The sequence below is a fragment of the Maribacter caenipelagi genome, from assembly GCF_004364175.1.
GTDB classification, from domain to species: Bacteria; Bacteroidota; Bacteroidia; order Flavobacteriales; family Flavobacteriaceae; genus Maribacter; species Maribacter caenipelagi.
The window spans coordinates 86,052-106,204 of record NZ_SNZW01000015.1; the positions used below are offsets into that span (position 1 = coordinate 86,052).

General features: G+C 32.8%; 20 protein-coding genes. 12 read left to right on the forward strand and 8 right to left on the reverse strand.

Annotated features, from left to right (window positions below; translation table 11 throughout):
• Window position 1 precedes the first annotated feature (1 nt).
• From DFQ03_RS10920 to DFQ03_RS10945, 6 genes are all read left to right on the forward strand, one after another.
• Window positions 2-850 carry a universal stress protein gene (locus DFQ03_RS10920; protein WP_133673224.1) on the forward strand — a complete coding sequence of 283 codons (849 nt, stop codon included), beginning with the start codon at window positions 2-4 and terminating at the stop codon, window positions 848-850.
• 64 nt (window positions 851-914) lie between these two features.
• Window positions 915-1,754: a universal stress protein gene (locus tag DFQ03_RS10925; RefSeq protein WP_133673225.1), complete on the forward strand. Its 840-nt coding sequence runs from the start codon at window positions 915-917 to the stop codon at window positions 1,752-1,754.
• Window positions 1,755-1,866: 112 nt separating this feature from the next.
• Window positions 1,867-2,766, forward strand: a complete 900-nt coding sequence (locus tag DFQ03_RS10930; RefSeq protein ID WP_133673226.1) for a mechanosensitive ion channel family protein — start codon at window positions 1,867-1,869, stop codon at window positions 2,764-2,766.
• Window position 2,767: 1 nt separating this feature from the next.
• Window positions 2,768-3,613, forward strand: a complete 846-nt coding sequence (locus DFQ03_RS10935; protein WP_133673227.1) for an ATP cone domain-containing protein — start codon at window positions 2,768-2,770, stop codon at window positions 3,611-3,613.
• A 1-nt stretch (window position 3,614) separates the two neighbouring features.
• Window positions 3,615-4,985, forward strand: a complete 1,371-nt coding sequence (locus DFQ03_RS10940; protein ID WP_133673228.1) for an MBL fold metallo-hydrolase RNA specificity domain-containing protein — start codon at window positions 3,615-3,617, stop codon at window positions 4,983-4,985.
• A gap of 110 nt (window positions 4,986-5,095) precedes the next feature.
• On the forward strand, window positions 5,096-5,734 hold the full coding sequence (locus DFQ03_RS10945) for a hypothetical protein (protein WP_073245405.1): 639 nt from the start codon (window positions 5,096-5,098) through the stop codon (window positions 5,732-5,734).
• 11 nt (window positions 5,735-5,745) lie between these two features.
• Here the strand turns inward: DFQ03_RS10945 and cls are convergent, their stop codons facing one another.
• The 5 genes from cls to DFQ03_RS10970 all read right to left on the reverse strand — a co-directional run bounded on the left by cls (window position 5,746) and on the right by DFQ03_RS10970 (window position 10,661).
• Window positions 5,746-7,155 carry a cardiolipin synthase gene (gene cls, locus DFQ03_RS10950; protein WP_133673229.1) on the reverse strand — a complete coding sequence of 470 codons (1,410 nt, stop codon included), beginning with the start codon at window positions 7,153-7,155 and terminating at the stop codon, window positions 5,746-5,748.
• A 69-nt stretch (window positions 7,156-7,224) separates the two neighbouring features.
• Window positions 7,225-7,914 carry an ABC transporter ATP-binding protein gene (locus DFQ03_RS10955; RefSeq protein ID WP_133673230.1) on the reverse strand — a complete coding sequence of 230 codons (690 nt, stop codon included), beginning with the start codon at window positions 7,912-7,914 and terminating at the stop codon, window positions 7,225-7,227.
• Between the two features lie 10 nt (window positions 7,915-7,924).
• Complete coding sequence (locus tag DFQ03_RS10960; protein ID WP_133673231.1) at window positions 7,925-9,187, reverse strand: ABC transporter permease; 1,263 nt, start codon at window positions 9,185-9,187, stop codon at window positions 7,925-7,927.
• Window positions 9,184-10,266: an efflux RND transporter periplasmic adaptor subunit gene (locus DFQ03_RS10965; RefSeq protein ID WP_133673232.1), complete on the reverse strand. Its 1,083-nt coding sequence runs from the start codon at window positions 10,264-10,266 to the stop codon at window positions 9,184-9,186. The genes DFQ03_RS10960 and DFQ03_RS10965 overlap by 4 nt, the downstream gene beginning before the upstream one ends.
• A gap of 209 nt (window positions 10,267-10,475) precedes the next feature.
• Window positions 10,476-10,661, reverse strand: coding sequence for a hypothetical protein (locus DFQ03_RS10970; RefSeq protein WP_133673233.1), 186 nt, complete (start codon window positions 10,659-10,661; stop codon window positions 10,476-10,478).
• Between the two features lie 371 nt (window positions 10,662-11,032).
• Here DFQ03_RS10970 and DFQ03_RS10975 point away from each other — a divergent pair, with 371 nt between their 5' ends.
• The 3 genes from DFQ03_RS10975 (at window position 11,033) to DFQ03_RS10985 (ending at window position 14,307) form a co-directional block, all read left to right on the forward strand.
• On the forward strand, window positions 11,033-11,248 hold the full coding sequence (locus tag DFQ03_RS10975) for a hypothetical protein (protein WP_133673234.1): 216 nt from the start codon (window positions 11,033-11,035) through the stop codon (window positions 11,246-11,248).
• 92 nt (window positions 11,249-11,340) lie between these two features.
• On the forward strand, window positions 11,341-13,023 hold the full coding sequence (locus DFQ03_RS10980; RefSeq protein ID WP_133673235.1) for an ABC1 kinase family protein: 1,683 nt from the start codon (window positions 11,341-11,343) through the stop codon (window positions 13,021-13,023).
• A gap of 12 nt (window positions 13,024-13,035) precedes the next feature.
• A complete protein-coding gene (locus tag DFQ03_RS10985) occupies window positions 13,036-14,307 on the forward strand; it encodes an MgtC/SapB family protein (protein WP_133673236.1) in 1,272 nt (423 codons plus the stop codon).
• 357 nt (window positions 14,308-14,664) lie between these two features.
• Here DFQ03_RS10985 and DFQ03_RS10990 read toward each other — a convergent pair whose 3' ends face one another.
• The 3 genes from DFQ03_RS10990 to DFQ03_RS11000 all read right to left on the reverse strand — a co-directional run bounded on the left by DFQ03_RS10990 (window position 14,665) and on the right by DFQ03_RS11000 (window position 17,144).
• On the reverse strand, window positions 14,665-15,294 hold the full coding sequence (locus tag DFQ03_RS10990; protein ID WP_133673237.1) for a sensor histidine kinase: 630 nt from the start codon (window positions 15,292-15,294) through the stop codon (window positions 14,665-14,667).
• Between the two features lie 30 nt (window positions 15,295-15,324).
• Window positions 15,325-16,770, reverse strand: coding sequence for a tetratricopeptide repeat protein (locus DFQ03_RS10995; RefSeq protein WP_133673238.1), 1,446 nt, complete (start codon window positions 16,768-16,770; stop codon window positions 15,325-15,327).
• Between the two features lie 113 nt (window positions 16,771-16,883).
• The gene (locus DFQ03_RS11000) at window positions 16,884-17,144 is read right to left on the reverse strand and encodes a hypothetical protein (RefSeq protein WP_262711564.1); all 261 of its coding nucleotides are present in this window, start codon (window positions 17,142-17,144) and stop codon (window positions 16,884-16,886) included.
• Here DFQ03_RS11000 and DFQ03_RS11005 point away from each other — a divergent pair.
• The 3 genes from DFQ03_RS11005 (at window position 17,139) to DFQ03_RS11015 (ending at window position 20,150) form a co-directional block, all read left to right on the forward strand.
• On the forward strand, window positions 17,139-17,321 hold the full coding sequence (locus DFQ03_RS11005; protein ID WP_133673240.1) for a hypothetical protein: 183 nt from the start codon (window positions 17,139-17,141) through the stop codon (window positions 17,319-17,321). The two genes, DFQ03_RS11000 and DFQ03_RS11005, sit on opposite strands and share 6 nt — an antisense overlap.
• A 370-nt stretch (window positions 17,322-17,691) precedes the next feature.
• Window positions 17,692-19,515, forward strand: a complete 1,824-nt coding sequence (locus DFQ03_RS11010; RefSeq protein ID WP_133673241.1) for an AAA family ATPase — start codon at window positions 17,692-17,694, stop codon at window positions 19,513-19,515.
• Between the two features lie 5 nt (window positions 19,516-19,520).
• Window positions 19,521-20,150, forward strand: coding sequence for a 4Fe-4S single cluster domain-containing protein (locus DFQ03_RS11015; protein WP_133673242.1), 630 nt, complete (start codon window positions 19,521-19,523; stop codon window positions 20,148-20,150).
• Window positions 20,151-20,153 lie beyond the last annotated feature (3 nt).

The following is a 20,153-nucleotide window of genomic DNA, read 5'->3' on the forward strand; positions in this document are numbered from 1 at the left end:
TATGAATATCAAAAATATATTAGTCGCTACAGATTTTTCGAATGAAGCTTATAATGCGCTCTATTATGCTACCCAAATTTTTGCGTCAAAGCAATGTACTTTTCACATAATACATGCATATGACGATATGATTGTAAATGCTAAGAATGTTTTATTCACAGGGCAGAAAGAGTTAGAAAAATTACAAACTACATCTCAAGATAACTTGACCAAAACTGTACACAAAATAGTACTTGACACGGGAAACAAATTACATAAATTCAATACTATTTCTGTTAAAGGTAGTTTGCCATCGGTCATTTCAAAAACTATTGAGAGCCATGAAATAGACCTCGTAGTTTTGGGAAATAAAGGTAAAACAGGTGCCAAAGAGTTATTTATGGGCAGTAACACAATTCAAATTGCTAATACCATTACCACATGCCCCATACTGGCCATACCAAAAGAGATTGCCTTTAAACCAATAGAAGAAATAGCTTTTGTGACCGACTATAAAAAAGGGTGTACAAAATCAACAATTTCAATGTTATTGAATATTGCCAATATAACAGATGCATCTATAGCGGTTCTGCATATTAATGAAGAAGAAATAATGACACCTAAACAGGTATCCAATCAAAAACTATTAGATAAATGTTTAGTGCAAACGCCGCATAGTTATGATGAAATTTGGAACTATGCCGATAAAGCTAATGTCATTCAAGATTTTATAGCTGAAAGAGAAATCAACATGTTGGCAATGTCATACCATAGAAGAAAATTCTTTGAGCGTTTTTTACATGAACCAGTAATTATGGACTTGAGTATTTATGCAACAATTCCGTTTCTAATTCTACCAGTACAGGACTGATATTTATCATAGTAATTCTATTGCCTAGACTATATATTTATTGAACAATCTAAATCATTTTATAATGAACAAGCGTATTCTAATACCTACTGATTTTTCTAAAAACGCCTTAAACGCAATTCGCTATACAATTGATCTTTATGCCAAATTAAATTGCGATTTCTATTTTTTAAATGTTTTCAGTTTTGAAAAGTATACGACCAATAGTTTAAATATACCCGAAGAAGGTAGTGCTGCATATGAACAAGCCAAAGAGGATTCTGAAAAAAACTTTGTAAAACTATTAGATACCTTGGCCTTACACCCTGAAAACCTGAAACATAATTATTATACCGAATCTACATCTAATTATCTATCAGAAGCCATTAAAAAACTGATTGCCGAAAAAGATATTGATCTAGTTGCAATGGGTACCAAGGGAGCTACAGGATCTAAAGGTGTTCTATTTGGCAGTAATACCGTAATGGCTATGGAAAAGATTAGAGAATGCCCTGTACTCGCTATACCTGAGCATGTTTCTTTTATGTCGCCGAAAGAAATTGTTTTTCCAACTGATTACAAAGATGTTTATAAGCGGTCAGAATTTAGATATCTCATTGAATTGGCTAAAATGCACAATGCCGAAATTGCCATTTTACATCTAGAAAAGAATAAAGAACTTACTGAAGCTCAATTAAGTAATAAAAAATTATTATCATCAATATTAAGTGAGACTGCACACCAATTTCACACACTTACCGAAAAGAATTTGGGTAAAGGTATTCAGACTTTTATTGAAAGTAGAGAAAGTGATATGGTGTCGTTTATTAACCGCAAGCATTTCTTTTTTGGTAATGTTTTCTCAAGACCGTTAATTAAAGAAATTGGCTATGATAGCGATGTACCAATTTTGGCATTACATTGATTACTAGTTAGTATTACGATAAGACAATTTTTAGGCATTTTTAGTTGGTTGATGTCTAAAATTAGAACCGTCAACGAAATGTATTCTTTGGCGGTTTTTTTAAATATAATATATGGATACATTTTCGACCTTATTAGAAAATACAACACTCATCAAGATTGTTAAACTAGTTGCTTGGATACTATTTATAGTCTTTATCATAAGTTTTATAAGAAAAACTCTTAAAAAAAGAATTGAAGATATTTCTATTAGGTACAAAGCACAAAAAGGTGTTGAAATTTTGGGTTATGTGCTTATAATCTTCTTGGTGTTAATGGCCTTTACTGTTGATAGCGTAAAAGATTATACCATAATTATTGGCTTGTTTACCGCAGGTATCACCTTTACACTTCAAGAGCTGATTCTAAGTATTGCGGGGTCGTTCTATATTTTTTTTGTTCGTGTATATAAACCTGGTGATCGAATTGAAATCAACAACATAAAGGGAGATGTTATAGATATTGATAGTATTTATACCACAATTATGGAAATGGGAGAATGGATAAGTAGCGACAACTATTCTGGTAGGATTGTAAAAATTAGTAACGCCTTTGTATTTAAGGGTCCTATAAAAAATTATTCGATGGATTTTCCCTTTGTTTGGGATGAACTCAACATTCTAATTACATATGGTTCTGATACCGAACTTGCCAAGAATATTATGCTTAATACAGCTAATGAGCTATTATCTGATTATACCGAAAAATCTAAAGCCAAATGGCATCAAATGGTTGCCCGCTATTATATTGAAGATGCAACAATAGAGCCAACTATAGCTATTAACCTAACCGATAATTGGATTCAGTTGAACCTACGCTATATCACCGATTACAAAAAAAGAAGAAATACCAAACACGCACTATTTCAACATATAGAACAGACTATTTCAAAGACAGACGGCAAGGTTACTTTAGCGTCTACAACATTACAATTACTAGAAGTACCACCACTTAATGTTAATCTAAAAAAGTAATATGGACACTACAAAATCTATTGACATTATAAAATCTTCAGGGCAAAAAATGAAGTTCTCCTTAGACAAACTACGTAACTCTCTAAAACATAGTGGTGCAAATCATGAACTTGTAGAAGAAATTGTCAGTAGGGTTAATGATGAGCTTTTTGAAGGCATTACCACTAATGAGATCTATAATAGAGCGTATGCTTTACTTAAAAAACATAAAACCGTATTCGCCTCGAAATACAAACTCAAAAAGGCAATCTATGAATTGGGTCCAACCGGTTTCCCATTTGAACGTTTTATTGCCGAAATACTAAAATACTCAGGTTACGGGGTTAAAGTTGGTGTTATTTTAAACGGTGACTGTGTTACCCACGAAATTGATGTTGTAGCAGAAAAAAATGATACCGTTACGATTATAGAATGTAAATTTCACAACGAAGAAGGGCGTAATTGCAATGTTAAGATTCCGCTTTATATACATTCTAGATATAATGATGTAAAAGCGCATTGGGTAACAAATAAAAATAATAGACCATTAAATAAAGGTTGGGTGGTAACCAATACTAGATTTACACAAGATGCCATAGACTATGGCAAATGTGCAGACCTCTATCTTTTAAGTTGGGATTATCCAAAAAATGACGGACTAAAAGATAGAATAGATCGGCTTGGACTCTACCCTATTACGGTCTCTAGCTTACTCTCTAATAGAGAAAAACAATTTCTTTTAAGTAGAAATGTAGTACTGTGCAGACAACTCATAAAAGACAAGTTTTACTTAGACCATCTTGGTGTTTCTAACACACGTAAAACAAAAATTCTAGACGAAATATCACAACTCTGTAATAATCATTAAGATGAAAAAGGTAAGATTAAAATTTTTAGGTGCCTCAGGTACGGTTACCGGTTCTAAGTTTTATATAGAAACTCCCGAACTGAACATCATGATAGATTGTGGCATGTTTCAAGGCCTTAAAGAATTACGTGAAAAAAATTGGGAACCGCTGTCTATAGATGCTAGTAAATTAGATGTTGTTATTTTAACACATGGTCACCTTGACCATACCGGTTACTTGCCCAGGTTGGTGAAAGAAGGTTTTAATGGTAATATTATTGGCACCTACCCCACTTTGGCGGTAGCCCGTGTTATTTTACTGGATAGTGCAAAAATTCACGAAGAACAGGCAAAAAAAGCAAATGAGGAAGGTTATTCAAAACACCCTGTAGCTTTACCTTTTTATAATATTTTAGAAGCTGAAAAAACCATTAGATTATTTTCTGGATGCAAAAAAGATGAGTGGATCCAACTTTCAGAAAACATTAAATTAAAATTTAAATACAATGGACATATTATTGGATCAACCTTTATAGAATTAGATATGTTCGGTAAAATCTTTGTTTTCTCAGGAGATGTTGGCAGGTTGAACGATGAACTTTTAATGGCCCCTGAAAGACCTAAGTGGGCAGACTATTTGTTTTTAGAAAGCACCTATGGCAACAAACTACACCCAAAAGAAAATATTGTAGATATTTTAAGCGATTTGGTTCATAAAACCATTAATGATAGAGGTACATTGATCATACCTTCTTTTGCGGTTGAAAGGCTACAATTGCTTATGTTTTTATTTTGGAACTTATATAAAAAAAACAAAATACCCAACATACCCATTTTCATAGATAGCCCTATGGGCAGTAACGTTCTTGATGTATTTGAGCAATTTACAGATTGGCATAAACTAAGCCAAGGCGACTTCAAAGCCATGTGCGATCACTTTACCATTACAACATCATACGCAGATACTTGGAAAACTATAGACGACCCTAGACCCAAAATTGTTATTGCAGGTAGCGGTATGGTTACAGGCGGTCGTGTACTTACCTATTTAAAACAATTAATAGACCAATCAAAAACAAGAATTTTGCTCGTTGGTTATCAAGCTGAGGGTACTCGGGGCAGACAATTATTAGATGGTACACATGAGTTAAAGTTATTTGGAAAATACTACCCCGTAAAAGCGAGTATTCATTTTATAGAAAGCCTTTCTGCACACGCAGACCAAGCAGAACTTCTTCATTTTATAGATGGTATTAAAAATACCCCGGAAAATGTATTTTTAATTCATGGTGAACCGGGTGCTTTAGATGCCTTTAAAGTAAAAATAAGAGATACCAAAGGATGGAACTGTCATATTCCAAAATTGGAAGAAACTATAGATCTGTATTTATAATCGGCTTTTTTTGTCAAATTGTACTTTTCTTATAAACTGACAATCGTCATATTTACGACATTTTCAATATAGTATCTTCGACATATATAAGAAATAAATACACCTGCCCTATGAAAAAGTTGATTCTGCTATTCTCATTGATATTCATGGGTTGTTCTTCTATTAGTTTAGTTGAAAACTGGAAAAACCCCGATATCGTTATTTTCAACGCAAATAAAGTTCTTATTGTTGGTATGGCACAAAATGATGACACACGAGAAAACTTTGAAAGTAAACTACAAAAAGAATTTACAAATAGAGATGTTGAAGCATGGCGTAGTATAGATATTTTCGATATTTCGCTAACCGATTCTCGCAAGACCGAACAAGAACTAGACGATGTGGAACAAAGCCTTTTAGACAAAGATTTTGACGCCATTTTGCTTACGAAGATCATAGGTTCTGAAAGTCGAGAGAACTTTGTAAAATCTATTACAAGATGGGATGATCACCAATCTAGATTCAACGATGATTATTTAGAACACCAAGGTATTTATTACGATGACAACTATTACGATAAGTATACCATATATCATGCAGAGACTACATTATACTGCATTTGTGAAGGTAAAGAAAGAGCTATGATTTGGAGGGGAATCATTGAAATAACCGAACCTGACAATATTAATAAAGCTATTAAAGATTATGTAAAAATGATTATTGTTGCTATGGAAGATCAAGATTTGGTATTTACTTCTCAAATAGAATAAAAGGAATATTATTAAAACAACGGACTAAGCACTCTGCCCACACCTTCTTTTAGCTTTTTGCTCCATGGTCTTTGTATAAAATCATCATAAACCAGTTCATTACTGATTTTACAGTCGTAAAGAAAATCTTCTTTTAACTGTTTGGCTATCTGTGTATGGTACATAATGGCATTTACCTCATAGTTCTGTTCAAAACTTCGGTCATCTAGATTTGCCGTGCCAATAGAAGATATGGCATCGTCACTCACCATTATTTTACTGTGTAGAAAGCCGTCTGGGAAAAGATATATTTTAATTCCTGCTTTCAAGAACAACTCAAAATAAGAATGAACTGACCAACTTACCACTTGGTTGTCCGCCTTTTCTGAAACAAGTAACCTAACATCTACCCCACTTAATGCTGCCGTTTGTAATGCCCTTATCAATGCCTGACCTGGTACTATATATGGGTTGGTAATATAAATATAGTCTTTTGCCATGTTGATCATTGAAAAATAGGTTTGCTCCAACACCGGAAAATCATCATCTGGTCCGCCAGCAACAATTTGGACCAATTCATTGGAGACAGGTTGTTTTGCGTAACTCTTGGGTTGTTCTATAGCTTCCAGTAATTTTGTACTTACCAAATACCAATCGGTCATAAATACTTGATCTAACTGCGTGGCTGCTGGTCCTATAAGTCTTAAATGCATATCATGCCATTTACCTAAACCAACCTGACCTTTCAAATACTTATCTGATACATTAATACCGCCTGTAAAAGCAATTGCACCGTCAACCACTATAATTTTACGATGATTCCTAAAATTCAATGAATAAAAATACCTACCGAATTTAAAGGGTAGAAATGAATATACTTCAACCCCTATTTCTAAAAGTTTCTTTAGATATTTTTTGCTTAATGAGAAACTACCTATACCGTCATATATTAATCTTACGACCACTCCATGGGCTATCTTTTGCTCAAATAAATTTAGTAATCTGGTCGCCAAATCTCCATCTTCAAAAATGTAATACTGAATATGAATACGCTTGGTCGCTCCCTCTAAAGCACGAAATATGGTTTCAAAAGTTGATTTCCCGTCTTTTAATATTTTAAGATCATTACCTGAAGTTGGCGGAAAATGAGAATTCTTATAACTAAGCGTCATTAATTTACCATACTTGCCGTCAAAAACATTGATCTGCTCGGTATTTGGCTTGGGTAGTTTGCTAAACAGGTCTTTTTGATGCTCAATAAGCTTATACCTTCTTCTATTTCTACCCAATAATAAGTAAAGGAAAATACCACCAACAGGTAGTGCAAAAATCGCTAAAAGCCATGCCAGACTTTTGGTAGGTTTTGCTCCATATAATAAAATCGAAAGCACAATTGCCAAGGCTATTATAACGTAAATACCAATAAAAATTGAAGTCCACATAAAGTTCGTGTTCAAGAAATCATATTACGCTCTAATTGTAAAAATAAAAAAGAATTTAAATGTGATTTGTTACAAGTTACTCGATTTACCTACAATACGCCCATCTTCCATTTGAATGATGTAATCCGTTCTTTTAGCAAAGTCCTCATCATGTGTAACAACTAGCAATGATAGCCCTTCTTCTTCTTTTAGTTGCTTAAAAATATTAAACACATTGTCAGCATTATAACTATCCAGATTTCCGGTCGGTTCATCTCCCATAAGTATTGATGGGTTGTTAATTAGTGCCCTAGCAATAGCTACACGCTGTTTTTCTCCACCAGAAATACGTGACGCCTTTTGTTTTGCCAACGACTCTATGCCCAACATTTTTAATTTCTGAATAGCGTCATGCTCAATTTCTTGGTGACTCTTTCGAGCTAACTTTTTTGCCGGCAACATTATATTTTCAATAACACTAAATTCAGATAACAAATAATGAAACTGGAATACAAAGCCAATATTTTCATTTCTTAAAAGCGACAATTCAGTTGCAGACAAACCGGTTACTAATTTATTGTTCAAAAATAACTCGCCAGTATATTCTGTATCCATCGTTGACAAAATATAAAGCAACGTAGATTTACCAGAGCCAGATTTACCCATGATAGAAGCAAATTCCCCATTAAATATTTTAAAGGAAATATCTTTTAAGACATGAAAATCTTTAGGTTTATGAAAGTGCTTATTGATATTTTTTGCTTCTAATACAATATCCATTTACTGCTGCTTAAGTACCTCTAATAATTTTTACCGGATCAATATGCTTTGCTTTATTCGAGGGAAGCCACCCTGCTATAAAAGTTGAAATCAACGCGAAGACAATACCTATAACATAATATATAAAATTAAAATTAACCGGATAAGTCGTCATTGTAGGTAAAGCATCTGTTTCAAAAGGAACTCCATCTATAATAACTGATAAAACAAAACCTAAAACCAAGCCCAAAACACCACCTACCATGCCTATTATCATTGCTTGACTCATAAAAATGTATTGTACATCTTTACCAGAAAAACCGGTAGCTTTTAAGATGGCTATATCCTTCATCTTTTCATAAATAAGCATGTTAAGAATATTATATATTCCGAAGCCTGCTACAATTAAAAGCGTAATTGAAACGGCATAGGTAATTAAATTACGAATATTGGTGCCGGTCTCAAATTGGGCATTTGCCTCGTTAATATCAGTTGCGGTAACCTCAAACTGTTTTTCGAAACCTTTGGCCAATATTGGGGCATTTTTAATATTGTTCAACTTTATATTTATGTCGGTAATATAATTTTGCGCCTCTCCTAAAATACGCTGTACCGTTTTCAAGTTACAATAGCTTTGAGTGTTATCGATATCTGCAACTCCACTTTGGTAAATACCAACTATTTTCAATGGAAAAACTGTACCACGTACAGTACTTATCTGTACTCTATCGCCAACTTTCAGTGACATTTTACTGGCTAGACCTGAACCCAATAAAATTCCGTTAACCATATTATCTAAAGCTTCTGGCGAGCCCTCAATGATGTAATCGCGCATGTTAGACAGTCTAGTTTCTTCCATAATGTCTACCCCTGTCAGATTACCAGATAATTCAATAGAACCGGATAAATAAAATATTTGTGCGCGTACTTGTGCCGTAGCTCCTTTTACCTCTTCCATTTGTTTTAAATGGTCTAAAATAGGAAGCGCATTATGAATCTTTTTTTGTCCGCTTTTCGGTTTTATAGAGCTGATCATTTGAACAGAATTATTAAACTGCTCATAAAGTGAAATTGGCTGATCTATTGTAGGTTCTATTTCATTATATAAATGAATATGTGGTGTTTGGTTCAATACTAAATCATCTAACATTTCATTTAGACCGGTCATAAAACTTACCATGGTAATATAAGCTCCAATACCAAAGGTTACACCTAACGCTGCCGTTGCGGTAGATTTCATCTTGGTCAGAAGATGTGTTTTGGCAATATTTAGTATTACTGGCCAATTCATTATTTAATTGGCTTTAAAATCATATCATTTTCTGTAATCCCTGAAATAATTTCTATCCTTTCTAAATTTTCAGCACCTACTTTAACAATTATCGTATCGTCTTCCGTAATAACTTTATTGCCCTCAACTAAATATTCTCTTGGTATAGTAAGTGCCTCTTCTTTCTTAGAAATTACAATATTACCTTCGCCCGCAAGACCAGGGTATAATACCTTTGGCGGACTATCAAAGATGGCCTCTATCTTAAATGTTTGTGATGTCTCGTCTTTTTTGGGATATATTTTACTTACCGTAGCCGTAAAAACCACCTTAGGATAAGCATCTAAGGTTACTAATGTTGTCTGACCTATTTTGATTTTAATGATATCTACCTCATCTATCAACATTTCTATTTTAAAATCGGTTGCGCTACCAATTGCCCCTAATGGTTCTAAAGTATTAATTAACTCACCAGGTTCTTTAAACAAAGCATAGACCTTACCATTGATCTTGCTGTTAATGGTATAATCTTCTGCTATTATTCTTGAGGACGAATAACTGTTTTTAGCCTGTTGTAAAGCAGTCTCTAAATCATTCTTTGTTCTTGCGTAGCTAGATTTTTGCTGACGTAGTTGATTTTTTGAAAGTTCATAAGCCAACTTTTGGGTGTCGAACTCTGCTTTTGATCCTATATTCTGCTCCCAAAGTCGTTGTTGTCTCGCAAAATTAATGGAGTCATTGTTGAACTTTAATTCTGCTGCATAAATGTCATCTTCAATACTTTTTAAAATGGCTGCATTTCCTTGAAAATTTTCTTTGGACTGCTGCAAGGTCAAATACGCATTTTCTGAATTTAATTTAGGAGTGCGGTTATTAACCTGTAAAATAGGGTCTCCTTTCTTAACCAAATCTCCTTCTTCTACTAGATTATCATCTAAAATACCTGCTACAACGGCATAAACTTGATATATGCTATCTGGTTGAATAGTGGCAGACGCATAAACAGATGATATAAGTTCAGATTTTTGCGGAAATACCTTTTCTTGTTTCTCTCCACAAGAAAGAAAAAGTAGAAATAGCAAACTAATGTTCAGATATCGCATGAATTATAGATTATTATAATTCAAAATAAAAGGAAATCTTTTAGGTATTATATGAGTAAAATCATGAATAGAAGATTCTAGGTATACACACCATAAAACAATGGAGTAAAATCAAATAAAAACCCAAATAATATTCTCTTTAAATTCAAGAGAACTTGATGAATATGGCGTATAAAAAAACCGAGATCAAAAACTCGGTTTTTTCTATATTATTTTAATGCCTTTCTAAGTTTAGCCTTCTTATTTTTCAATCTTTTGACCGATGCGCTTAACTTGCTTTTCATTTTTTTAATCTTAATTTTCTTAGCGTCTTTCTTTTTCGCTTTTTTTAACTTACTCTTTAAACTTTCTACTTTCTTAGCTGATTTTGTAACCTGTTTAATCTCTGCTTTCATTTTTTTACTTAATTTATATGTGCGCTATTTAATTTAAAATCCTCTTTAAAAAGTTATCATTTAGGTAATACTTTTTCCACTTAAAATAATGTTTTACTGTACTATCTCCTTTCGCATTTGCTAAAACCCCAATTAATCTAAGTTGTTAAATTTACCTTGCAGCAACTATTTATTCCTCTAAAAATATAAGTAAAAACTTTATAAAAAATTATCACCTCTCCCCATATATGACTTTGGTCATAATTTTTCAATGCTTCTGACTATAACTTTATCCTAAAAATATAATGTAAAAAATGTTACATCGACTTAGTCTAAACACTTAATACGGTAAGCTGATGATTCATTTTAATCCACTTATAAAATCCTACTATATGAAAAAATTACATAAAGTATTAATCGAAATTACAGCGCTAACTACCAACATAGAAACCAATTACCCAGAGCTCTACCGATCATTGGATGAAAATCCAATGACCTTACCAATTAGTCAACACCCACATATGGACAAGGTTGTTATGCAAGAATATTTAGAAAGCTTAAAACAAATGTTAGGTCACTATTTAGAAGAACATAAAAGTTCTAAATAGCATTTAATTTATTCCTAAAATTTATCAAGACTTAAATTCCTAAATTTTTAAATACCAAGTTTTAAATAACACAGCATAATATAACGACTATAATGGCCATCTTAAGAATTCCAACTCAAAAAGAAATAAAGCGGTACGCTTCCCTATTCAATGTACTGGTAAAATACGGTTTTGAAGATGTGTTATCACACAGTCCCATTCTTAAAATAATTCCAAAAAAATATTTAGAAAAGCACCCAGAGACGAAAACAAATCTATCCTTTTCTAAATATGAACGCATAAGAATGGTGTTAGAGGAATTAGGACCCACCTATGTAAAACTCGGACAAATTTTTAGTACTCGCGAAGACATGCTTCCTATTGAGTTGATAGAAGAGCTAGAAAAGTTACAAGATCATGTACCTAAACTTAAAGACTTCGATGTTTTAAATACTGTTGAAGAAGAATTAGGTATTGAAAAGTTCAAGTATTTTGCTACAATTGAATTAGAGCCTTTAGCAGCAGCATCATTGGCACAGGTACATCGAGCGCAACTCGTAAATGGTGAAGAGGTAATTTTAAAAATTCAAAGACCAAATATCACCGAGATTATTGAAGCTGATCTTATGGTAATGAAGCAGGTCGCAGATAGTCTTGAAAAATACAGCACACAGGCAAAAGCTTTTCAACCTATTCGTATTATAGAATCTTTCGAACGCAGTATAAAAGAAGAACTTCAGTTTGCAAGAGAAATAGACAATACCGAACGTTTTGCCCAAAATTTTGCGGGTAATGAATTTATTCATGTTCCAGAAGTCTATAAAGAACTTTCTTCAGATAAAATTATTTGTTTAGAGTTTATAGATGGTATTAAAGTATCTAATGTAAAAGCATTGATTACCGCTAACATAAACCCAAAAGCGGTTGCCAAAATTGGTGTAGACCTTTATATTGAACAGATCTTGGATTTTGGCTTTTTTCATGCAGACCCGCACCCAGGTAACATATTTATAATTCCTGAAAGCGATCAAATTTGCTTTTTAGATTTTGGAATGATGGGCACTATTTTACCAAACGAAAGAGAATCCATTAATGACTTACTTTTATATTTTTTAAGTAAAAACGTTAAAAAAATAATCACTTTACTAGAGAAAATTGCCATTAGAACTAACATACCTGATTATAAAAAACTAGAGCAAGACCTTTATCAATTACTTGAAGGTGTAAGTAATACCGCCATACAAAACATTAAACTCGGCGATACCTTGTCTCAGTTTAAAGTTGTTTTATACGAGAATCAAATTATAATACCCCACTACTTATACATGATGATAAGAGGTATTGTTCTTATTGAAGGTGTGGGACTGAAACTAGATCCTGAATTTAATATCACTGAAAATCTAGAACCTTATACCGCGAAAATTTTGCGAAAGAGATTTAGCTTAAAATACCTGTTTAAAAAGAACCTGAATCGTTTAAAAGATATCAATGCCTTAGCAGATTCCCTGCCCGATGATATAAACACTATCGTAAAAAAAATAAAAGATGGCAAGTTAGAAATTATACACGAACATAAAGGTCTTAAAGAATTTCAAACTGCTACAAGTAAAGCGGTAAACCGTTTAGTCTTCGCTGTAATCATAGCTGCACTTTCAATAGGGTCATCATTATTAGTAATGGCAAAAATGCCGCCACTAATTAATGGAATACCACTTTTAGGTGCTATTGGCTTTGTAATTTCTGCACTTTTAGGATTGTATATTATCATTTCGATTTTCAGAAATGATCATTTTTAAGTAGCATATTGTATGGATGAAGTTGAGAACATAATTAAGTTTTTAGACCCCTATATTTTAGGTGTGCTCATCAGTTTAGGTATAGGTCTTATTCTCGGACTAGAAAGAGAATATAATAACCTGAAAGAAGATAAAGGATTTGCCGGTATACGAGCTTTCCCTATAGTGGCTATTTTAGGTTATACATTAGGTAGCCTTACCGAAATCTACACAACTTGGCTGCCTGTTATTGGTTTAGGTGCCTTCATTTTCTTTTTAGGATTCAATCATTTATATAAAGAGACTGCAGCATACGAACGAAGTTTTACCACCAACATAGCTTTAATTGCAACCCTTATATTAGGGTTAATGGTATCGGCAGAATATTATAGAAATGCGGTTGCTACTGCTGTAATTATTGTAACATTACTTTCTCTTAAAACACGTTTTCATACCGTTATTAGAAATATTACATCAGACGAACTTTTTGCATTAATAAAGTTTTCTATCATCGCTCTATTAATTCTACCGTTTTTACCTAATAACAATTACGGTCCTAATGAATTGATAAATCCGTTTGAAATTGGGTCTATTATCGTCATTGTTTCTTTCTTAAACTTCATTGGTTATTTTCTGGTAAAATTTGTAGGCTCTAAAAAAGGAATTCTATTAACCGCTATTCTCGGCGGACTTATTTCAAGTACCGCCGTAACTTGGAGCTATGCATCGCGTAGTATTGAGTCTCCAGAACTGTCTAAAAAATATGCCGCTGGTATTATAATTGCCTCGGCGATAATGTTTCCACGACTCGCATTATTGACCTACATATTCAATAGTGCGCTATTTATGTATGTAGCTATACCTTTTGCTGTATTCTCCCTGATGTGCCTTATTATTTCCCTCATTCTAATTAAAGAGGATACCAATAAACCTGATACAAATTTTAAGCTTGGCAACCCAATGAACCTTCTTAACGCAATTGGGTTTGGTGTAATTTATGTGGTTATACTAATTGCTGTATTTTACAGTAATCAATTCTTTGGAGAAAGCGGTTTGTACTATTCAGCGCTAATTGCTGGTTTGACCGATACCGATGCAATTACTATTAGCCTAGCCAAATTTGCTTCTGATGGAGAAAGAATAAAATTAGCATCGTCTGTCGTTGTCACTGCTGTAATGAGCAATATGTTGGTTAAACTAGTCATATCTGTTTTTAAAGGGTCCCAAAACACAGGTAAAATAGTAGGCTATACTTTTCTAGGTATAATTGTAATCGGCGTTTTATATGCTATGATTGCTAATTGATGTAATCTAATTAGGGAAGTATTTTGTCTGGTTTCACCACAAGAAAAAAATAGTAGATAGAGTACATTAATGTTCTGCCAAATTTTATTTATGAAGTTTTTTAAAACCCTAATGTTGGCTTAAGTGATAGTATGAATATTGAATCGTCATAACTATTAGAATTAAGAATACCGTGTTACTATTAATCATAATTCACTAAACCAGTTAATTTGAAGAAGAAATATATTGATTCTGAATTTATCTATATAGAAAGTTTTGACCTTTAGATATGCTGGTACGCTAACCATGCTTTCTAACATTTTACTAAATAAGAAATGAATAATGAAACGCTAGATAAAAACTTAATCGAAAATTCCGTTAGGCTAAATCTTTTAATTTATCGATGGCTTTTGGAATACTACAGTAAAAGCAAGTGCCCTTACCCACAATGCTTTCAGCCCTAAGGCTCCCTTCATTTTTTTCAACCATTTCTTTACATAACATTAGCCCTAAACCGGTACCTTTCTCGTTATTAGTACCGTAAGTGGTAAATGTTTCTTCCTTAAAGAATATTTTCTGAAGTGATTCTTTAGTTAAACCCACCCCAGTATCTTGAAACCAAATTTCCCAAAATTCATTTTTATCATTAGCTCCAATCGTAATCGTACCATTTTCAGGGGTGAATTTTAAGGCATTACTAAGAATATTTCTAATGACAATTCCAATTTGATTTTTATCTGACCATGTCAAAACCTGATTATCAATTTTACTTTCGACAATTATTGATTTTTGACTAAAACTTTTTGAAAGTAACCCAATGTTTTCATCAACTATAGATTTGATATTTGTAACTTCTTGTTTGGTTATCATACCATCCATTTGAGATTGACCCCAGGAAAGTAAATTATCAAGCGTAAATGAAATATTGTTTATGTTTTTCGACATCGATGGTGCAAAATTCATAAAATCAGAAGAACTCATATCACCAGAATTCACCAAATCAAACATAGATTAAATGAGTTTATAGGTCCTTTTAAATCATGGGCAATAATGGAGAATAATGGAGAATAATCTACTTTTTGTATTGTTAGAATTTCTTAAGAAGGTTTCTTTTTTCTTTAATTGAACAGATTGTTGGGTAAGTTTATTATTTAATCGATTTTGAACAGTATTATTTCTTCTAAGAATAAATATTATTACCAATGCAGATAAAAGAACAAAAAGAGCACTATAGAAATAATATTTTTGTTGGGCAACTTTCTTTTCGTTTTCTATAATATATCTTTCTTTTTCTTGGTCAAATTCAAGATTGGATTTTAATATACGTAGTTCCCTTTCGTTCTTTTTGATGTTTAGTGTGTCAGATAATGTTTTCAACTCTTCTAAATAGGTCAATGCCTTTATAGGTGCATTAACCGTCTTATTGATATCATATAGAATTTGAAGAGTTACATCACGATCCTCTAGAAGATTCATAGTTTTTGATATTTCTAACGCTTTTAAGGCATAACCTTCAGAAGTTTTAAAATCTTCTAATTTGAAATAAGCTTTAGCAATACCATTATATAGCGGTATTTTATATCTGGTTTGATCTATGGACTCATGAATTTTTTCACTTTTCTTAAACCACTGTAATGCTAAACTGGGTTGGTTTTGTTGGTTATAAATTATAGCTTTTAATTCATAAGCATACATTTGCCAACTTTCTAAATTAATTTTATCAAAAATGAAAATACTTTCATCAACGTAACTACCAGCGGTTTCCAAATCATTGATATCAATATAGCTTGCTGCTAAATTAGCCAAGGTCAAACCTTTAATATAATCGTCATTTACTAATTTATTGTTTTCCTGTGCTAGTTTCAAAAAATAGATACATTGCTGTATTTCCTTTTGACTGCTGTATAAATTGGAAATATTTACATAAAAAGTAGAAAGATAGCTATAAGATTTGGTTTGTTTTGCTAGCTCAACACCTTCTAAATACTCCCGTAAAGCCTTTGCATATTCTTCATGGTATTCATATTCAATAGCTAGAAGGTTTTTAGCCCTCAATATATGTGTTATTTCATTTATGGATTTAGCTTTATCAAGAGCCTTTGAGAAATTTTCAATGGCCTTTTCGCGTTGCCCGGTTTCTGAATAATATGACCCCATGCTTAGATAGCCTATCGCCTCTCCCTTTGTATAATTTATAGATTTGCTTAGATCAATAGTCTCCTTTGCCAACTTGGATAGACTGTCTAAATCATAGATTGCACTTTTTCTCGCTAGTTCATATAAAAAATCTATGTAGAGCGTATCCTGTTTATAATTTGGAGTTGCTCTAAAAGCTTTCAGTCTTGTGCTTGTACTATCATTTGAAACAATTTGGGCATTTGAATTTATCGACGGAAGCCACAAACATAGCATCAGTATAATCTTTAAACCTAAATAATTTATTTCAACTGAACTTTTGCCTATTAGCATGAATGGTGTTTTCATTTTTTACTTTATACAAAGCTATCATTCATTAAAGACTATACTAATTATAGTTGTCCATTAAACCTTTTCTGTAGGTAAAATACTACATTTATGTAGTTTAACTAATATTGATTTTAAATTATAATTATAAGATCATTAAATATAATTCTATTATTAAAACAGTTTTCAAGAATAGTCGCATAACCCATAACAACACACATGGTAGCTAATGCATACCGTCCACCAGACCGAATCAATTTATTAATAGCCACTTGTAAAATTCTTGTACCTGACATACCTAATGGGTGCCCAAAATTTGGGGCTGTGCCCGCCTGTTTAATTATCCTAATATGTTTTATACTTCCCTTTATTTCGTATTTGCTTAAAAATTGAATCTCATTTTCTTCTCATTTGGTAGTGCACTACTTATTGTTTTATTGGCATCGGTACGGCAGTTTATAGCTAGTGCAGAATGCCCTAAAACTGATTTAGGAATACCTATGTGTTATATATCATTATTGATTTTCACATCACTTATCATCCTTATAAAATTCAACTTAATTACCTTATAAACAATTAATTACGCAACAAAATTCGCCTACTCACTTTTTGTGTTTACCGCTTATATAAATAAAGCAAAACTCCATAATAATACCACATATTAAAATGTATTTTTCTTCAACCCCAGTTTATACTTTATTAAGCTCATATTCATATCCTAATTAGGTAGAATACTTCTTATTGGCTATTGGTATCCTGTTTTACACTCTCCCTAAAACATAACCTAAATACTACGTTACACAAACTATTTTAAAATAGAATCAATTATATTTGAGTACACCTCATGTAGTTGTAATTGTCTTTTTAATTGAAATATAAAACGACTCATATCGTTCAATTAATAAGTGATTACTAATCTTTATAAATTCAAGTCTATAATATATGAAAGACACCAAAGTAAGATGGCTCCAAGACTTAAGACGTTTTGTTACACTTAAAAGCCAATTTATACTTTCAGGCAATACCAAAGATTTACAACTGATTAAAAATGACTTTAACGGTTTTAGCTGGCACAGGCTAGAGAATGCGATTGATATAGAGCTTAAAAGTTTAGGTTATACAGAGGTCATTTATTATAATCCATTAGAGGGATTTGAAATTCCTTTTTTTACCGGAAATGCGGAAGAAAAGAAAGTATTATTTGATCAACTCAATATTCCTCTGGGTAGTCCGTCTAGCTACAATAATCTAGAGACTTTTAACAGCGTTCTCCAATCTATAGTCAACCATAAGGACAACCCTATTGCATTAATTGTAGACTTTGCATCGCAACTGCTTATGAATCCAGAAAATTTGGTCAAAGCAGAACATGATACTTTTAGCCTTGCAAATGTATTATCGCAAACGACAAACACAAGACCTCACGGCACTCCACCTTCGCCATTTTATAATACAGTAATTTGGATTGTAGACAAAGAAGGAGATCTCCCTGATTGGATGGTGGTAAACAATCCAAAAATACGTCACATCCCTATAGAAAAACCTGACCATATTGTTCGTAGAAGACTTGTAGATACACTTATTCAAAGCTTTAGTAAAAAAGAAGAAGTAGAAGTAGATAAAATTGTTACCGATTTTGTAAATGAAACAGAAGGTCTATTACTTTTAGATCTTGTTGCAATTATAGAGCTTACAAGAGCAGAGTCTATACCTATTACCCATATTGCCGATGCCGTACGTAGATACAAAGTTGGAGTTACGGAAGATCCTTGGATAAATATTGACCGAGAGAAAATTGTACAGGGAGAAACCTTTATTAAAACTCGTGTAAAAGGGCAAGATCATTCTGTACAACATATTATGGATATTGTTAAAAGAGCTATTACAGGTGTAGGCTCTTCTAAACGTAATAGTCGCCCTAGAGGTGTAGTATTTTTAGCAGGACCAACAGGTGTTGGTAAAACAGAACTAGCAAAAACACTTACTAGCTTGCTTTTTGGTGATGAGAATGCATACATACGTTTTGATATGTCTGAGTTTACCGCTGAACACTCTGATCAGCGACTTTTAGGAGCACCTCCAGGATATATTGGTTATAATGTTGGTGGCGAGCTTACCAATGCGGTACGTGAAAAACCTTTTAGTGTACTTCTCTTTGATGAAATTGAAAAAGCGCATCCGCGTATATTAGATAAGTTTCTTCAGATCCTTGATGATGGGGTTTTAACCAGCGGACGCGGTGATAAAGTATATTTTTCTGAAACCCTTATCATTTTCACCTCTAACTTAGGTATTTACAAGAAAACTGCAACTGGTGGCCGTGTAGCCCATACTTCTTATGAAGATCCTTTTGAAGTCATTCAAGAAAAAATAAAATACGAAATAGAGAATTACTTTAAGTTTGAGCTAAACCGTCCAGAACTACTAAATCGAATTGGTGATAATATCATTGTTTTTGACTACATAAGACTAGACGTGGGAGAACTCATTTTTAATATGATGTTAGAGAATCATTTAAAGGCTATTCAAAAGCAACTCGATATTACTTTAGACCTAAACCATACCGTAAAAAATAGCCTTAAAGCATTAGCCTTAAAAGACCTTAGTAATGGTGGGCGAGGTATTCGTAATAAAATTGAGTATCACTTTATTACGCCTATTTCTAGATCCCTTTTCAGTCTAGACCCATTACCTAAAGATGTTTTAAAAGCAACAACTATTACCGTAGATAATACTGGTACAACAATCACGTTACAAAAACAATAGTCGTTATGGATATTCATATATCCCGTGTACATTTTCCCGTAACAACTTTAGGACCTGGAAAACGCATAGGTATTTGGTTACAAGGATGCACTATTCATTGTAAAGGCTGTATTTCAATGGATACTTGGCAATTTAATATTAACAAGGTACCCCTTAACGACCTCAAACAAGTTTTAGAAGTATGGCTACCACAATGTGATGGAATTACCATCTCTGGCGGAGAACCTTTTGATCAAGAAAATGCCCTATTTGAACTTCTTGAGTTTTTAAATTCCTATAAAACGAACATCTTAGTGTATAGCGGATTTTCTTTTGAAACCTTAAAGGAAAAAGAACTTGTGCAAAACGGATTCATAGATGTTTTGATTTCAGAACCCTATAATCATACAGAAACTCAGACAAAACGACTTCTAGGTAGTGATAATCAACAAGTCCATTTTTTAACCCCGCTAGGCAAAAGAGAATTTGCCACCTATCTAGAACAACCTTTAGAAAAAGAATTAGACATTCATATTACCGAAGAAACCGTATGGTTGGCTGGAATACCAATCAATGGAATGAAAGAAATTACGCAAGCGGGGAAAGATAATAATGTAGACCTGTCGCACAGTCAAGCAGTGACTAAAACTAAATAATTT